We start from the raw sequence: 14,448 nt of genomic DNA, 5'->3' as shown, positions 1-14,448 counted from the left end.
CGATCTGAACAGGAAGATCGGTGATCATGATTAGCGACGGCAGCCGGCCATGAGCCGACGGTCGCCTCAGCCGGTGGGTGACCGCTTAAGTCAGGGCGCGATCTTTCACCCTGTTCTGGCTACCATTTCTTCGAATGGTGCTTCCCCGATGGTTCAGATGACGCGGCCTGGCTACTCGGGCCGGGCAACGTCGTCTCGACATCTGCGCATGTTTTTAACCATGGCATCTCTTGTATTTTTTCCCTGAGCCGCAGGGACACGGCTCATTGCGGCCGACCTTGCCGGGCTTTGTCGGCTTGGCGGGGCGCGGAGGCCGCACGAACCGCGTGACGCGGTCTTGGAACTGCCGCAGTGCAGGTGTTCCAAAGAAATTCCACTCCTTGTTTAGCTCTTCGTAGTGGGCCTTCGTCTCCTCGGGCCAGGCCTCGCACGGCATCAGGATGAAGTCCTCGGCCACCGTGCCGCCGGAGAACTTCGGGGCCTCGATGCCGATGCCGATGACCTTCACCAGTTTCGGGAACCTGTTCTTCGCCGCGCCGCAGGCGATTTCCAGCAGCGTCTGCCGCTTCTCGCGGAAATCCGTCGCCGCGCGGAATTCCTCCGGAACGCGCAATTGCAGGAGGACGTAGCCGACATTCGGCTCGCACGAGGGCAGGAAAGTCACCTGGCGCGTGAACGAACCCGTGTCCGGGAAGCGATCGACGGCGGTGAGCATCTTCTCGGAGAGGCCCCGGCGCATGAAGCGCGGCTCCTTGACCATTTCGTAGATCGCACTCTCGCCGCGTGCGATGTTCGAGTTACCGCCGAGCGTCCCCTCCAGACTGTTCTGGCAGGTCTGCTGGATCAACTGGTCCCAGAAGTACGAGATGCGGTCTTCGCTCTTGGTGTTCTTGTAGACGCCGGTCTGCACGAAGTCGCGCCACTCGCCCTCGCCGATCATCACGCCGTTGACCTTGCCCCTGTCCTTGCCCTTCGGCCCGATGACATGGCGCTTGGTCACGGCGTCGTAGTTCATGAGGTAGTGGCCGAGGAGGTCTTCCTCGCCGCAATAGCTCAGATAGTCGAAGGCAGCGGCGGCGCGGACCTTCTCGTCGAGATAGGCCGAGAAGTCGCTGACCGTATCCAACTCGCGCAGCACGATGGGCATGTTGTGGCTGTCGAGGACATGAACCGGGTTGTGCCTGTCGATCTCGATATGGAACGGATGGGTCGGGCCTCCGTCGGCCTCCGTGTAGGTGATCGCAAGGCTGCCATACACGTTCTGCGCCGATGCCCGCTCGCACGCCTCCTTCGCGCCATGGGCGACGATGATCTTGTGGATGACCGCCGTGTCCTTGTCGAAGGGGATCGGGAAGGGTTTCTCGCGCTTCGCATCAAGAAAAATCGGCCTGCCGCTCCGGATATAGCGCTCCGCCCCGTGAGCGGTCTTGACTTGGCGGTCGATGACGTTGCGCTTCCAGCGGTCCCACAGGACCTGCGGGTCCTTGTCGGGGATATCGGGTAGCGTGTTCTCGCGGTCGAAGAAGATGAACACGGTGTCGCCGAACACTGCGAGCAGGTCGCACAGCTCGTGCCCGTCATCCTTGTGCGGGTTCGGATAGCTCCAGAGCTTCAGGAACGACCGCTCGCAGAACTCCGCGAGCAGCCGCTCCGTCGCCGTGACGCCACTGGCCTTCTCGCTCACAGGAGCTTTGCTCCGACGGCTTCGGTGGCCTCGCGCGTCGCTTCCGCGACCTCCTGCAGGAACGCATTGCGGTCCGGCGATGGGGTCACGTCGGGGATCGGCGCGGCCCGGTCGTAGATTTGCGCCCCGATCAACTCGGCGCGTCGGAAGGTCGAGCGGTAGCCGGATTCATCGAACGCGCTACGCCATTCCGCCTGGCGCTCGGTGCGGATGCGCCGCGAGGCGAGGTCGATCAGCCTGCGGCTGAGGTCCTCTGCAATCGTGCCGTAGAGATGCTGCTTGTCGTCATCGCTGGGCTCCGGCCCCGACCAGCCGACGGGGCTCTGCAGCAGGACGTAAAGGCGCTGCTGGAGAAGTTGCTTCAGGTCCGCGACGGGCTTGAGGCTGTCGTATTCGTCGGCCTGCCCCGTCGCGAGGCGCCGGCTGAGCGCCTTGACCCGCGTCCAGTGTTCTTTCTCGGCTCCCTGTTTGACGGTGAGGCCGAGGCGCGGACGCCAGGCATTCCGGAAGGTCTCGGCGGCCCGTTCGACCGCGATTCCCAGATTCATGCGGTCATAGACGGGGCGCGAGTCGGCGGGCTTGGGCCGCGCGATGATGCCGTCCACTATCTCCAGCAGCTTGCCGATTTGCTTGATCGTCCGCTGCCCGTCGGTGGAGGTGGTATCGAGCTTCGCGTCGATTCCCGAGAGGAACACCCGCGCCGTGTTCAGGCGGGCGCGCAGGGCCCGCTCCGCGAACGGCCCGAGGTCCTCGCCGATGGAGGCGAGGACGTTCTCGGCGGAGGCCAGGACATGGTGGACGCGCGCCGCCGGGGTTGGCAGGTTGTCGCCTCCGACCTGATCGAAATGCGTAAAGGCGAAGATCAGCTTCGGCGCACTGCCCGAGGACACCAGCTCCTTCATCGCCGCCACCGGAGCGGCCAGCATCGGCTGGGTCGCGTTATCGACAAGGATCACGGCATCGACCATCTCGATACGCCTTGCGAGCGCCGTCGAGATCGTGGACATCGAGCGCGGCGTGTGGCCGAGGCCCTCGCCGTCGAGCAGGACGAGCTTCGGCACGTCGCCGCTCCATGTCGGATGGAACGGCCCGGCGACGCGGACACCGTTGACCAGCGGCGTCAGAAGGGTGCCGAAGAACGGGGCGTAGTTCGAGGAGAAGCGGGCCAGTGTGCGGATGAAGGCGTCCCGGTCTTCCGTCTCCCACGTCCAGCTCATCGGCCAGCCGACCTTGGTCTTCTGCAGCTTGCCATCGAGAGCGGCGAAGCGCTCCTCGATCTCGTCCATCAGCGCGTCCACGACCTGCTGGAAGGCTTCGTCGTCGCGCGTCCGGTTGTCCAGACCTTCCTCGAACAGTTCGTCGATGACGCGCTGGTCCTTTTCATCCGTCGCGTTCAGCTCCTGCCGCAGCGCATCGCCGTGCCGGGCGGCGACGGCCTGCAGCGCGGCGAGGGCCTGCGCGAGAACCTCGTTCGTGCGCTCCATCATCTCGCCGGTTTCCGTGGCGGACCCCGCCTCGGGCTCGTCGTCGAAGTCGCTGACCTCCCTGACCGGCCCGTTGCCGAGCACGTAGTTGAAGCGGAAGCGCTGGTTGACGTGGGTAAGGAGGCGGCGCATCTGCTCGCCCTCGGGCTCGCCGCGATAGGCCGCGAGGACCGCCGCCGACGCGCATTCCTTCAGATGCTCGCGCACGTCTTCCATCGGGAAGAACGTCACCACGGCGCGGTAGGGCCCCTCGCTCAGGACGATCTCTGTCTCATGAACCGTCGTCTTCGCGGTGGAGGTTGACGGGAAGCGCTCGCGGGCCGGGTCGGTGCCGATGATCTGGCGCAGCAGCGTCGTCTTGCCCGCACCGGTCGTGCCGAGCATCAGGGCTCGCCGGTAGTCGCTGTTCTGTGCCGAAGGCATGGCGATAGCCGTCTCGCGCAAGGCCAGGAAGTCGGTCTCGCCACCTTCGAGCTTGTAGTAAAAAATGTCCACGACGCGGGGGTCGAGCGCGGCGAGGGCCTGCTCGCGCGCGCCGAGGTCCCACAGATGCGGGCTGGAGAGCAGGACGTTCATGTCGGCCCGCAGCTTGGCCGCCTCGTGGTCATCGTCGGTCTTCAGGCTCTGCCGCACCCGCAGACCTTCCTTGCCCGTTGTCGGGTCGGTGCGCTTGGGGTGCCGGAAGATAATGGCCCAGGTGCTGCGGCCCTGCGTCCGGCTCAGGCTTGCTGTGTAGAAGGTGTCCGCCATCATTCAATCCCGTTGTTCCAATGTTGTTCCGCATCGAAGTATCGTTGATTGGTTCGGCGCCGTCAATGGTTTTGGAACAACGTCGGAACAACGGTCTGCAGCACCTCCCTTCCGGTCGGAATCGGCTGCGATGAATGTAAAGCGACAATCGCCATGCTGAGCACGAACGGCAGCAGCGGGTCCGCTTCCGGTCGGCCGGTTGGTTATGTTGTCGGACCAACGGTCACGACGAACCGGCGACGTTGATCGTTCCGGATCGGTTTCGGTGGTCACGAGTGACCGGAATCCGCACCTAGCAGCAGCAATGCGGGATCGTGGCGAAACCGCGATCCCCGCGCGCTCGTCAGGACACCAAGCGCGCGCGGCGGGCGAATCTTGCCTGGGTGTCCGACAAGGAAGCATCGCGGCGGAGCAGGTAAGCCATCACGATCGTTGGTGCACCGGCCAGCGGCCGCACGGCGATGCCTCGGCGTAGGTAGCTCGCCAGTCTCGCGGCAGGCGCAATGGCGATCCCGTACCCGGCGGCAACCAGCGTCATCGCCACATCGAATGTCTCCACCGTTTGCTCTCGCTCTTGCAGCGCGTTTTCGAACACACGCTGCACGGTCATGCGCCATGGTTCATCGGCCGTGGACTGCGAGCAGATCAAGGGCTGCTTGAGCACTTCCCCGCACGGCACTTCACGGTAGGCCAGCAGGTGGGAGCGCTTGGCCACGGCGACCGCCAGCGTGTCATGCCACAGCGGCTCGCATACCCAGCCAGGCCACTGCCGGGCAACCGCAGACAAGGCGAAGTCGAAGCCGTCGTCCGGCAGCTCCGCGCCTCGACCGGGATCTGTCCATCCGGCCAGGACGGCATGAGTCTCCGGCTCTTCGGCACGCTGCAGGGCGAGCACGTCGGCGAGCTGGGGAGGCACCCATTCGCCGAGGACGGCCATGCGAATTTCGGCGGTGATGTCACTCGATTCCACGTCCAGCTCCCCCCAGGCGGTGAACTCGTGGCAACTGATCTCGAAGCCGTTGAATGAGTTAAGTTTAACGTGGTTTAAATCGTGACCGTGTTCGACGCTCTTGGCAATGCCAAAGCGTTCGATCCAAAGGGGCCGCCCCACCGGCACCACTACCTACGAAGCGGAACCAGCCATCGCGTTTGGGGCTGCCGTGCGGGAAGAAAGAACCAACCAGGGCATCGCTCAGGAAACGCTGGCCCACATGGCCGGCATCGAACGGTCGCACATGGGCAAGATCGAGCGCGGCGAGCATGTCCCCACGCTCCCTCTCATCCTCAAGATTGCCCGTGCGCTGAAATGCAGTTCCGCCCACTTGATGACTCTGACCGAAGCCAAGCTGGCAGAGTCGGCCCCATCTGCGGATTGAAGCCGGCCCGCACAGCGGTCGCATGTCTACGCCTGATCGTCGTCCTTGCCCCCAAGGGCTGAATCTTCGCGCTTTGCGGCCTCGTTGACGAGCCGCAGGTATGGGTTGTCTGGCGGCGTCTCCTGGAACAGCGCATCCGGGCTGACGAGCAGGTAGCCGTGCAGCCGGCGCGACTTGCGCGGCCCCGTGACTTCGCAGGTCCAGATGTTCAGCCCGCTCGGCTGCTTGCGGTGCTGTCCCAACTTCTCGAAGCGCTTCTGCACCCACTGCCACCCCTCCAGCTTCTCCTGCTTGGCCAGCGCGGCGACTTGAAGGTACTCCTGCGCGTAGCGCTGGAACACGCCGGGGCTGACGAGATAGGTCGTACCGGCGACGGTATGCACCAGGGCCTTGGCGTCGTTGATGATGAGCTTGCGCGTCTGGACGCTCTGACGCAGCCAGGCCATGAAGTGCGCCCCAGAGGGCTCCGCGCGATCCTGGGAAGGCGCGAGGCTCATCTGCGGCGGGGGCATGGTCGAAGGGGCCGGCTTGGGCTCGGCAACAGGGGAACTCGGGGTCTCCGGCGCGGTGGGTGGAGCGGTGTCGCCCAGCAGGTCGAGCAGCGCTGCGACGCCGGTGTCCATGGCTGCGGATGCGATCGGCGCCGCGCTCGCGGGTGCAGCTTCGGTGCCTTCCACGCGCGGCCCATCAGCCACCGCCGGCGCCTGCGGCGTCGGCTCCGCCTGTTCCTCTTCGACCTGCACACGGCCTGCGAACGGCGCCGGCCGGTCGGCGGCATCCCAGATCATCGCCGGCGAGAGCTTCAGGAAGGTGAAGGCGTGCGACCAGCCGGCGTCGCTGGTGACGGTAGCCTTCCAGATCGCCTTGCCATCCGGCGTCGGTTGCACGATGCCGTGATCCTGCAGCACGTTGAACACCGCCGTATTGCTGGCCGGGATGCCGTCGATGCCCTGTGACAGCAGATGTGCGCGCAGCTTGTCGGAGACAGTCTTGCTCACCAGCCACAAGGCGTCCTGGGTCAGCCAACCGTCCGCCGGGCCGGCCTGGTTCAACTTGAACGCTTCCTTGAGCAGGTAGCGCAAGCCGTCGAGCAATTTGCGTTGCAGCGCATGCTTGGGCGCCGCCAGCGCCTTGCTGGGATCGCCGCCGAGTTCCTGGGCGACCGATGCCTGGTCGGCCTGCACGACCAGCTCGCCGAGCGTGCCGGAGTGCTCGTACTGGCCGGCCAGCACGTACAGCAGCGCGGCCCAGAGGTCGGGATAGCCGCTGAGCCAGTCGAAGATGTCCCGATCGAGAAGGCGCGCGTAGAGCAGCCCGGTGGCGGCGCTGTGCAGGCGGTACTCACGCTCCTTTCGGTAACGGAAGCGGTAGGGCTTTCGCAGTGGGCCGTGCCAGGGATGCCAGACGCTGCCGTCGGCATGCTCGACGTGCAGATCGACCGCAATCTTGCCGATGTCGTGCAGCAGGGCCGCGTAGGCCGTGCCTGCGGTCCAGGCCTCGGCCTGGGCCGCCTGTGCCTCCGGCGTGACGCCCGCAGGCAGCAGGTATGACTGCCGCAGCTTCAGCGCATAGGCGACGATCTCCAGGCCGTGGTCCAGCATGCCGCCCGGATAGGCATGGTGGTGGTTCTCGGAGGCCGGGAACTGCTGGACCAGCTCGGCGTAGCGCTCCAGTGGGGCGAGGTAGAGCGTGGCGAACTGCCGGCGCGAGAGCGATGTGCGCTGCCAGATGTGTTCCAGCAGTTTCTGCCGGCGCGGCGTGGCCAGCAGCGATGCGGCCGACTCCGGCCGCATCGACCCTTTCGGAGTTTCGATGGCGGAGGTGGGCGGCGTGCCGGCGGTGGGTGGCACCCTTTTGCGCTGGAACAGCGAGAGCATGGCGAACCCCGGATGACGGGCTGCTCGGGGGCGCCTTTTGGCCTTTTCAGGATAGGGCCTTTCCCCTTGGCGCCCTTCCTTTGCCCCTTCCCAGCCCTTTGGCCTTTGTCGGAAGCTTTTGGGTATAGGGCCGCTGCTGCGCGGGTGCCACGATGAATGCGGCATGGGGCAATCCCGGCAAGCCGGAAGCTGCGGGATGTTCGTCAGCTCTGGCCCAAGCCGGTGTCGAGGGCGGCGGATTGCGCTGCGAAGTCGTCGGGACGGCGCTTGCGGAAGGTTTCGAGATTGGCGAGCTTCCAGCGCAGTGCCGGCAGTTGCGCGGCGTGCTGGCACTGCACCAGCGACCAGTCCGGTTCTGCGCGCGCCAGCCCGCTCAGAAACTGCCTGTGCGCGGTGCTCAGTCGCTGTGGCAGCTCGCGCCGCAGCCTGGCGCGAGCATCGAGCAGCACCTCCAGGGAGCAGTCCACTTCGGTCATGCCGACAAAGGCCCGCTCGTACTCGCCGGCGATGTCCTTGTCGTTGCCGAACAGCACTTCGTGAGGCGGCCGGTTGTGGCCCGCCAAATAGATCACGAAGCACTCGACCATGCCGTCGCTGATGTCGCCCGATTCGTAGAGCTGCCACACGTCGAACAGGTCGCGGGGGTGCTGTCGATCCAGCGCGGCCACCAGCTTGCTGGCGTACAGCTCGTCCGGTGCCAGAACCGGCAGCTCGAACTCGACGCCGAACAGATCGCTGGTCTTGGCGCTCAGCGGCCGCCGCTCGACGGGCAGCACGCTGCCGCGGAACACGACATTGACCTCGATCTTCACCTGGCTGGCGTCGTTCTCGACGATCAGCTTGGTGTCTCCCAGGTCCTTGGCGCGAACCAGGCGCGTCTGCACACCCAGTGGTGCAACGCGCGTGGCGATGGCGGTCAGCTCCTGGTTGATGGCTTGCAGCGCTTCGTCGCGCGGCGTCTGCCACGGAAGGTACACCACGTCGATGTCCACCGACAGGCGCGGCATGTCTTGCACGAAGAGGTTGATGGCCGTGCCGCCCTTCATGGCGAAGATGTCGTTGGCGAACACGTCGGGCGCGACGGCCAGCAGCAGGTGAACGGTGTCCGCGTAGGTCTTATCCATGAGGTCTCAGGCTCAGCAAGGTGCCGTCATCGAGCCGGCTCATCCAGCGCGTGTTGCTGCCGGTGCGAACCGGATACTGCTCCAGCAGGGCATCGACATCCACGAGGCTGGTCTCGCGCGCCCAGGTGAGGAACAGGCGCACGGCCTTCACGCTGGTGCAGCAGGACAGCAGTTGTCCGAGCAAGTCCTTGCGGGGGGAACGCAGTCCATCGAAGAGGTTGCGAGCCTCTTCGAGGCTCTGCTTGACGCCGGCTTCGTACAGCAGTTCCAGAACGGCACGCTCGGAGGCAGCCACCCGCAGATCCTCGGGCAGACCTGGCGGCGTGGTCAGAGTCTTGCCGGCCAGCGCCGTGTCCGGCCAGTCGAACAGGCGGGCGTGGACATAGCGGGCCGGAAAGCGCGAAGTGAACCAGGCCGGCAACGCGAAGCGACCGTCGCCCCACAGCACCAGCGCCTCCCGGCTGCCCAGGTTGTGCCGCACACCCTGCAGGGCCAGGGCGCTCTTGCCGCCGACGTGCAGGCCGGGCACACGCAGTTGCAGGAACTTCAGCGCACCGTAGACCCCGAACTCATCGTTCGGGAAGGCATAGACGCCATGGGCCAGGCGCACGAGCCACCCGCCGTCGGCATAGTGGGCGGCGAGCTGGGGCGACACCCCGAACTGGCTCAGGGTGGCAAGGTCGAACGGCGCCCCGCGCGGGAGTCCCGCCTGCAGCCGCTTGATTACCTGATGCCTCGAATTTCCATCCATGCTATAAAAATAACACGGAATCCAATCACCCCCTAGAGCCATCGCAAACAACGCGCAGGGAAAGTAGCATAAGGTTTGATTTATCGTGCAGAATCTAATCGAACTGCGACCCGAGCCAACCCGGCTCTGCCAGCCGCAACCCGCCCTCCTGATCGCGGTCTATGCTGGAGGGCAAGCCACGACCGGCCACTCCGCGAGGTGAGGCACCACTGAAGCCGAGGCATATGAGCATGACCACCAACACGCACAACGGGCGCTGGAGCCACCAGCTGGGCCGGGGGACTGGCCGAGCCTGGCGTGGATACCTGCGTCGCGAGCAGCATGTCGCCGGCTGGCTGGTGACGCGCGGGGTGCCCGCGGGCGCGGCGACGGCAGTGCTCTGGATCGTCAAGCTCGCCGTGCTCGGTGCGCTGCTCTACTCCGCGTTCTGGCTGGCCCTGCTGCTTGCCTTTGCGGTGACTGCTGCATGGCTCGTGCAGCACGACGACCCTGATCAAGAGGAACCGCAACCCGAGTGGAGGGAAGGCCCCAACGGCTTCGGGCTTTATGACAAGAGCGATTGGCGCATCGACCCGCATGTGACCGACGACGACTGAACGGCGGTCACTTCTTCGATACGGCGCTCATTACCATACCAGCGCCACGCCCCCCAGCGCCCTTGGCGTCCGAGGTGGCGGTGGACAACCCCTGCACGATATTTCCCGTGCGAACGCCTGCCCAAGCCAATGCCATGACCCAAAACGTCGGCAGCACGATGAACATCATCGCCATGACGAAATTAAGGAGCATGTCGCCAAAGACGTTGTTCAAGCCGATCAGCGGATCGAAGTTCGTGTGCGGCCTGTCCGCGCCAAACCCCCAGCCGTAGAGCGCATCCAGGATCGTGCTGTCGATCCAGCGTGCGAGCTGGAACCAGAAGTCCACGAAGAACAGCGCGAACTGGACGCAGCTCACCGTCATCACCGTCTTCAGGTCGTAGGTGCCGATCAGCAGCACCAACGGGATGCAGATGACGAGCGCCATCTTGAGCATCGTCAGCACCATCGGCAGCGCCTGGCGCACCACGTCCATCGCGGGGAAGAAGGCCAGCGAGCCGACGGTCAGTCCCAGGTCGCCCGCGCCGCGCGTGACGATGTTCGGCAGCGTCTTGTCGATCTGGCCGCCGTAGTCGGTGTAGACGGCGCCCTGGTTCATCTTCTGCTGTCGCGGTGAGACGACGGCGCGGATCACCGAGTCATTGACCTCGCTCTGCGACAGGAAGCCCGCCCAGCGCCCGACGCGGGTCAGCAGGTCCGGGTCGACCTGCGCCAGCAGCCGGCTGCGCAGTCCCTGGCCGCCATCGGCCCACCACTGCCGGCAGGACGGATAGCCGCCGCCGCTGTCCACCTGTGCCAGCCCTGCATCGCGGGTCGCGTCGTAGGGCCAGGCCGTGCGTGGGGTCTTGGAGCGATAGGTGTCATAGAAGCCGGGCGTGTCGAGGAAGTAACTCGACCCGATCCAGGTGACGTCGTTCATCTGCTCGTCGGAGAGCGTCGGCCGGTTCATGAACAGCTTGGCGCGCGACGGCCCGTAGCAGTCGTGCGTGAAGTCGGCGACCTCCTGTGCCAGCACCGGATCGTCGATGCGCGTGGCATCGACATCCATGCGAATCTGACGCAGGTCCGTACCGCAGGGAATCGCCGCCACCGCGGCGCCGGTGACCGCCTTTGAGATGGCGTGCATGAAGAACCACCACACCGGCACCAGCGCGCTCTGGTCGTTGAGCGCCGTGTAGACGTTGGACCAGCCCGTGTCGTTGGGCAACGGGACGTTGACCTGGCATTGCGCGGAGCGCGTGGTGTCGAACCTGATCGTGGCGAGATCCACCGGGATGAACGGGATGCCGGCGAACATGATGACCACGATCGCCACCCACACCCGGTTCTCGATGCGCATCGACGACAGCACGCCCTTGTTGCCTTCGTCCGCACCTTCGCTGCGGGCCTTGAGCCATTCCTGGATCACGATGGCAACGAACGGCAGCGCGAACACGCCGCTGGCCACGAGAATGCTCCAGATGCCGTTGTTGACCACCCAAGCCACCAGGGTCAGGTAATACTCCAGGTAGTCCGTGGTGTAGAGCGTCATGCCTGCCTCCCGGTCTCAGCCGTGCCGCAACAGTTGGCTGGCTTCCAGCGCGACCACGGCGACCACGGCCGCGGTCTCCGTGCGCAGCAGGCGCTGATGCGTCTCGCGGGACGGCTCCCGCCGTAACAGGCGCCGACGCATCCACCACCAGCCGTAAGCCGTCGCTCCGTAGAGGCACAGCCGCCACACGAAGAAGTGGCCGGCGTGCGCCTGCAGCCAGTGCTGCCAGCCCTCGACGCCGCCGACCACGTGGATGCCGGCGATATTCACCGCCACGGCGGCGGCCACCACCAGCAAGGTCCACAACAGCGCCACGCCGACGCGGCGGTTGAACAGCCATGGCAGCCGCAGCCAGGCAAGCCGGCTCATGGCGTACCGCTCCGCGGCTTCTGGACTTCCCGCAGACGGTCGCGCGTGGTGTCGCCCTCGAAGACGCCGCGCGAGCCGGCAGCGCGGGTGCTGTGGCGCTGGATGATCGCCATCGCCGAGTTGCCGGCCAGCGTGCGCCGCAGCTCCAGCTCGGTCTTGAGGTTGTTGATCTCCTGCTCCAGCGCGCTGTTCTCCTGGTCGACCGCCTGCACGGCCAGTTCGTTGGCGGCGACGTTCGGCTCCTTCTTGCCGGTGAGCAACGTGCGTTGCAGCAGCAGGGCCTTCTCCAGCACGCTGGACAGCGCAGCCTCGGACGCCAGGCGCTTGCCCAGCACGTCCTGGTCGGGTTCGTCCCGCAGGGCCTCGATCACGCCGCGGGTGATCGGCAGCGAGCTGCTGCCGGCCGCGTCGAGATTGGCCGGCGTCGTCGGCCGGGCGCCCGTCACCAGCTCCTGCAGCACCTGCAGCTTGGTCTCGTACTCTTCCTGGATCACTGGCGTGAGCCCGACGCCAGGCGTGGTCTGGGTCTTCGTGCAGTTTTCGCAGGTGCGCTGCTCGCGTTCGCCCAACACGCGGGTCGCCCAGTCCGCGGCCGCCTGGGGCGAGGACCAGGTTTGGCAGGTCAGGCGGTTGCCGCAGGCGCTGCGCGCGATCGACGAGCTATCGGTGGCTCTGCGCCCGTTGAGCAGGTTGTAGCCCGCGCGCGTCACGTCGCCGACCACCTTGATCGAACTCTGACCGGAGCCGCCCGCGTTGCCGCCGCCGACCCATGGCACGCCGTTGTTTCCTTTGTTGGACTCGGCCTGCTCGATGGCGGAGACGGCATCGGTGCTGCTGACCGCATCCCGCAGCGCCATCCCTTCGGCGAGCTGGTCCCAGCCGGCCTGGCCGCCGGCCATGTCCGCCATGCGATTGGCGATGGCCCGGCAGGTCATCTTCGAGCGGTCGAAATCCAGGCGCGCCTGCAGGATGCCGTTGGTCAGCAGGTTGTAGAGCCCCGGGTCGGCGCGCTGGATGATCAGGGCCGGCAGCGAGGCCACGGCGCTGGTGGCGTTCTGGATCACGTTGCTCATGATCGTCTGGAAGCCGTTGGTGATGCCGTTGAGCTGGTTCTGCAGCGTCGTGGTGATGCTCATGTCGCCGCAGATCAGGTTGCTGTTCCAGCCGATCCCCACGCCGATGCTCTGCATGTTGCCGGCACCACCCATCGACACGGCCCGGCCGCCGCCGATGCTGTAGAGCACGTCGTCGCCGATCACGCTGCCGCTGACGTTCACGCCATTGGGATCGATTCGGGTCTGCGCCCAGGCGACGCCGACGACCAGCGTGATGGCCGCCACGAGCAGCGTGGCCCGCAGGGGCGACTTCGCGCGGCGCAGGAAGTCAGGGAGGGAGGCGTTCATCGTGGGTTCCTCACATGAAATCGACGCTGCCGAGGAAGACCTGGCCACGGCGCCGGCAGCAGGAGTACGGCCGCCACAAGGCCCAGGCGTAGTCGCCCTGCTGGGCCTGCACGCGGGCGCGGCTGTGCGGGAAGACCACGCAACTGTTCGAAAGCGTGGGCGTCAGCTCCTGCCACTTGCCCGTCGAGGCGTCGGTCTCCATCAGCGCGCCGGCCGGCCAGTACCCGTCGCGGGCGTTGGCCAGCAGTGGCTGGTACACGTGAATCTGGTTGCGGCGCGTCACGATGTCGCCCGCGCGCTGCGCAACCACGGCGCCGCTCTTGTGGTCGTCGGTCTGGTGCAGGAAGCCACCGCGGGGATACACGTTGCCCCAGAGGTTCAGGCCGGTGCGCGTACCGATTTCGCGCCGGCCGGGGATGAGCGCTTCGGGGTAGAACGCTTCCGGGATGTTGTAGCGCCAGGCGATCGTGTCGAGCGTGCTCAGCAGATACGGCATGAAGGCCGTGCCAGCGCCTTCGCAGGTGTAGCCGGAGGCGCTGGCGAACTGGCTGAACACCATCCCGGCCGGATGGCCGATGACATCGGCGTTCTTGAACTTGGCGAGGTTGTTCTCGTTGTCGTGATTGGTCGTGCCGTCACCGCCAGCCTTGGCGGTCGGGTTGGGCATGCTCATCGCCGTGACTTCCAGCCACGGATTTTCGCCGGTGTTCGAGTAGCTCGACACCACCGCATCGGGGACGTAGTGGCGCACCTTGACGGAGGTGCGAACCGAGCAGCCGAAGGGCGTGCAGTACAGCCAGTAGCAGATTCCGACCACGCGGTATTCGAGGCAGTCGGGGGACAGCGCCGACGAGACGATGGTGGCGGTGTCCAGGGCGAACGTCGACGTGGCCGTGCCCAGCAGCAGCGAGGCGGCGGTGGCGCGCAGGCGCCGGCGTGCCAGCAGGAGGCTCATGGCTGCGTGCTCCGGTAGGCGTCGATGCGCGCGACGGCGCGGAGCACGTCGGGCTCGCCGTAGACCACGTAGCGTCGATCGACCACCACGGCGGGAATCTTGGCGATGCCCAGTCCCCAGGCATCCGCGACACCTTGGTAGGCATGGCCGATGCGACGCTGCAGCGCCTCGCCGCCGTCATGCAACCGCTGCCGCACCAGGGCTGCGGCCTGTTGCGGGTCGGCCGGCAGGTGCGCGGCGAGTTCGACCTCGATGCGCGTGGCCTGGTCCAGCTCGATGATCCGCACGCCGGCCGGGGCCTGCACCGGATAGTCTTATCCAACGAGGTATGAGCCTGAAGCCCGCCCCGTGATTCCAAGGAAGAATGAGCCTGAAGGCAGGCCAGGGAGAAGCGACACAAGCGGCTGATAGGCAGCAGCTTAGGTGTCGCATCCCTGACGATTGTATAGACTCCCGCCGCTACCCCCTGTTCATGGCTCGTGCCGTTTTGCAAGCCCTGATTGAGGAACATGAGCAAGCCAGCAAAGGAGCCCGTACACCATGATGAT

Annotated in this window: 11 protein-coding genes and 2 pseudogenes; 2 read left to right on the top strand and 11 right to left on the bottom strand. The window is 66.0% G+C overall.

From position 1 onward, the window contains the following. Positions 1-214: 214 nt before the first annotated feature. The 3 genes and pseudogenes from FK527_RS17825 to FK527_RS15260 all read right to left on the bottom strand — a co-directional run. Positions 215-283, bottom strand: a pseudogene (locus FK527_RS17825) (SEC-C metal-binding domain-containing protein); the annotation flags it as partial. Between the two features lie 1,397 nt (positions 284-1,680). Next, entirely contained in the window at positions 1,681-3,921 is a 2,241-nt protein-coding gene (locus FK527_RS15265) for a P-loop NTPase family protein (RefSeq protein ID WP_246072836.1), read from the bottom strand. A gap of 340 nt (positions 3,922-4,261) precedes the next feature. Then, the gene (locus FK527_RS15260; protein ID WP_124074592.1) at positions 4,262-4,888 is read right to left on the bottom strand and encodes a LysR substrate-binding domain-containing protein; all 627 of its coding nucleotides are present in this window, start codon (positions 4,886-4,888) and stop codon (positions 4,262-4,264) included. 106 nt (positions 4,889-4,994) lie between these two features. Between FK527_RS15260 and FK527_RS15255 the strand changes: the two genes are divergently transcribed. Further along, positions 4,995-5,294 carry a helix-turn-helix domain-containing protein gene (locus tag FK527_RS15255; RefSeq protein WP_003282197.1) on the top strand — a complete coding sequence of 100 codons (300 nt, stop codon included), beginning with the start codon at positions 4,995-4,997 and terminating at the stop codon, positions 5,292-5,294. 26 nt (positions 5,295-5,320) lie between these two features. Here FK527_RS15255 and mobH read toward each other — a convergent pair whose 3' ends face one another. The 3 genes from mobH to FK527_RS15240 form a co-directional block, all read right to left on the bottom strand. Then, entirely contained in the window at positions 5,321-7,171 is a 1,851-nt protein-coding gene (gene mobH / locus FK527_RS15250; RefSeq protein WP_144735322.1) for a MobH family relaxase, read from the bottom strand. Between the two features lie 203 nt (positions 7,172-7,374). Beyond that, on the bottom strand, positions 7,375-8,295 hold the full coding sequence (locus tag FK527_RS15245) for a nucleotidyl transferase AbiEii/AbiGii toxin family protein (RefSeq protein WP_144735321.1): 921 nt from the start codon (positions 8,293-8,295) through the stop codon (positions 7,375-7,377). After that, positions 8,288-9,046 carry a type IV toxin-antitoxin system AbiEi family antitoxin domain-containing protein gene (locus FK527_RS15240; RefSeq protein WP_186298449.1) on the bottom strand — a complete coding sequence of 253 codons (759 nt, stop codon included), beginning with the start codon at positions 9,044-9,046 and terminating at the stop codon, positions 8,288-8,290. The genes FK527_RS15245 and FK527_RS15240 overlap by 8 nt, the downstream gene beginning before the upstream one ends. Before the next feature lie 230 nt (positions 9,047-9,276). Here FK527_RS15240 and FK527_RS15235 point away from each other — a divergent pair, with 230 nt between their 5' ends. Then, complete coding sequence (locus FK527_RS15235; protein ID WP_425460457.1) at positions 9,277-9,642, top strand: DUF3742 family protein; 366 nt, start codon at positions 9,277-9,279, stop codon at positions 9,640-9,642. A gap of 7 nt (positions 9,643-9,649) precedes the next feature. On the opposite strand, the gene FK527_RS15230 is transcribed toward FK527_RS15235, so the two are convergent. The 5 genes and pseudogenes from FK527_RS15230 to FK527_RS15210 all read right to left on the bottom strand — a co-directional run bounded on the left by FK527_RS15230 (position 9,650) and on the right by FK527_RS15210 (position 14,253). Beyond that, a complete protein-coding gene (locus tag FK527_RS15230; protein WP_144735315.1) occupies positions 9,650-11,173 on the bottom strand; it encodes a conjugal transfer protein TraG N-terminal domain-containing protein in 1,524 nt (507 codons plus the stop codon). Between the two features lie 15 nt (positions 11,174-11,188). Beyond that, positions 11,189-11,542 carry a hypothetical protein gene (locus FK527_RS15225; RefSeq protein ID WP_144735313.1) on the bottom strand — a complete coding sequence of 118 codons (354 nt, stop codon included), beginning with the start codon at positions 11,540-11,542 and terminating at the stop codon, positions 11,189-11,191. Beyond that, on the bottom strand, positions 11,539-12,945 hold the full coding sequence (locus FK527_RS15220; protein ID WP_144735311.1) for an integrating conjugative element protein: 1,407 nt from the start codon (positions 12,943-12,945) through the stop codon (positions 11,539-11,541). The genes FK527_RS15225 and FK527_RS15220 overlap by 4 nt, the downstream gene beginning before the upstream one ends. Positions 12,946-12,955: 10 nt before the next feature. Continuing rightward, positions 12,956-13,900, bottom strand: a complete 945-nt coding sequence (locus FK527_RS15215; RefSeq protein WP_144735309.1) for a TIGR03756 family integrating conjugative element protein — start codon at positions 13,898-13,900, stop codon at positions 12,956-12,958. Beyond that, a pseudogene (locus FK527_RS15210) lies at positions 13,897-14,253 on the bottom strand (TIGR03757 family integrating conjugative element protein). The gene FK527_RS15215 and the pseudogene FK527_RS15210 overlap by 4 nt, the downstream one beginning before the upstream one ends. Positions 14,254-14,448: the final 195 nt, after the last annotated feature.

The organism is Extensimonas perlucida (assembly GCF_007655255.1).
Taxonomy (GTDB): Bacteria; Pseudomonadota; Gammaproteobacteria; order Burkholderiales; family Burkholderiaceae_C; genus Extensimonas; species Extensimonas perlucida.
The sequence above is the reverse complement of the archived record's forward strand: the minus strand, read 5'-3'. Positions and strand labels throughout refer to the sequence as shown.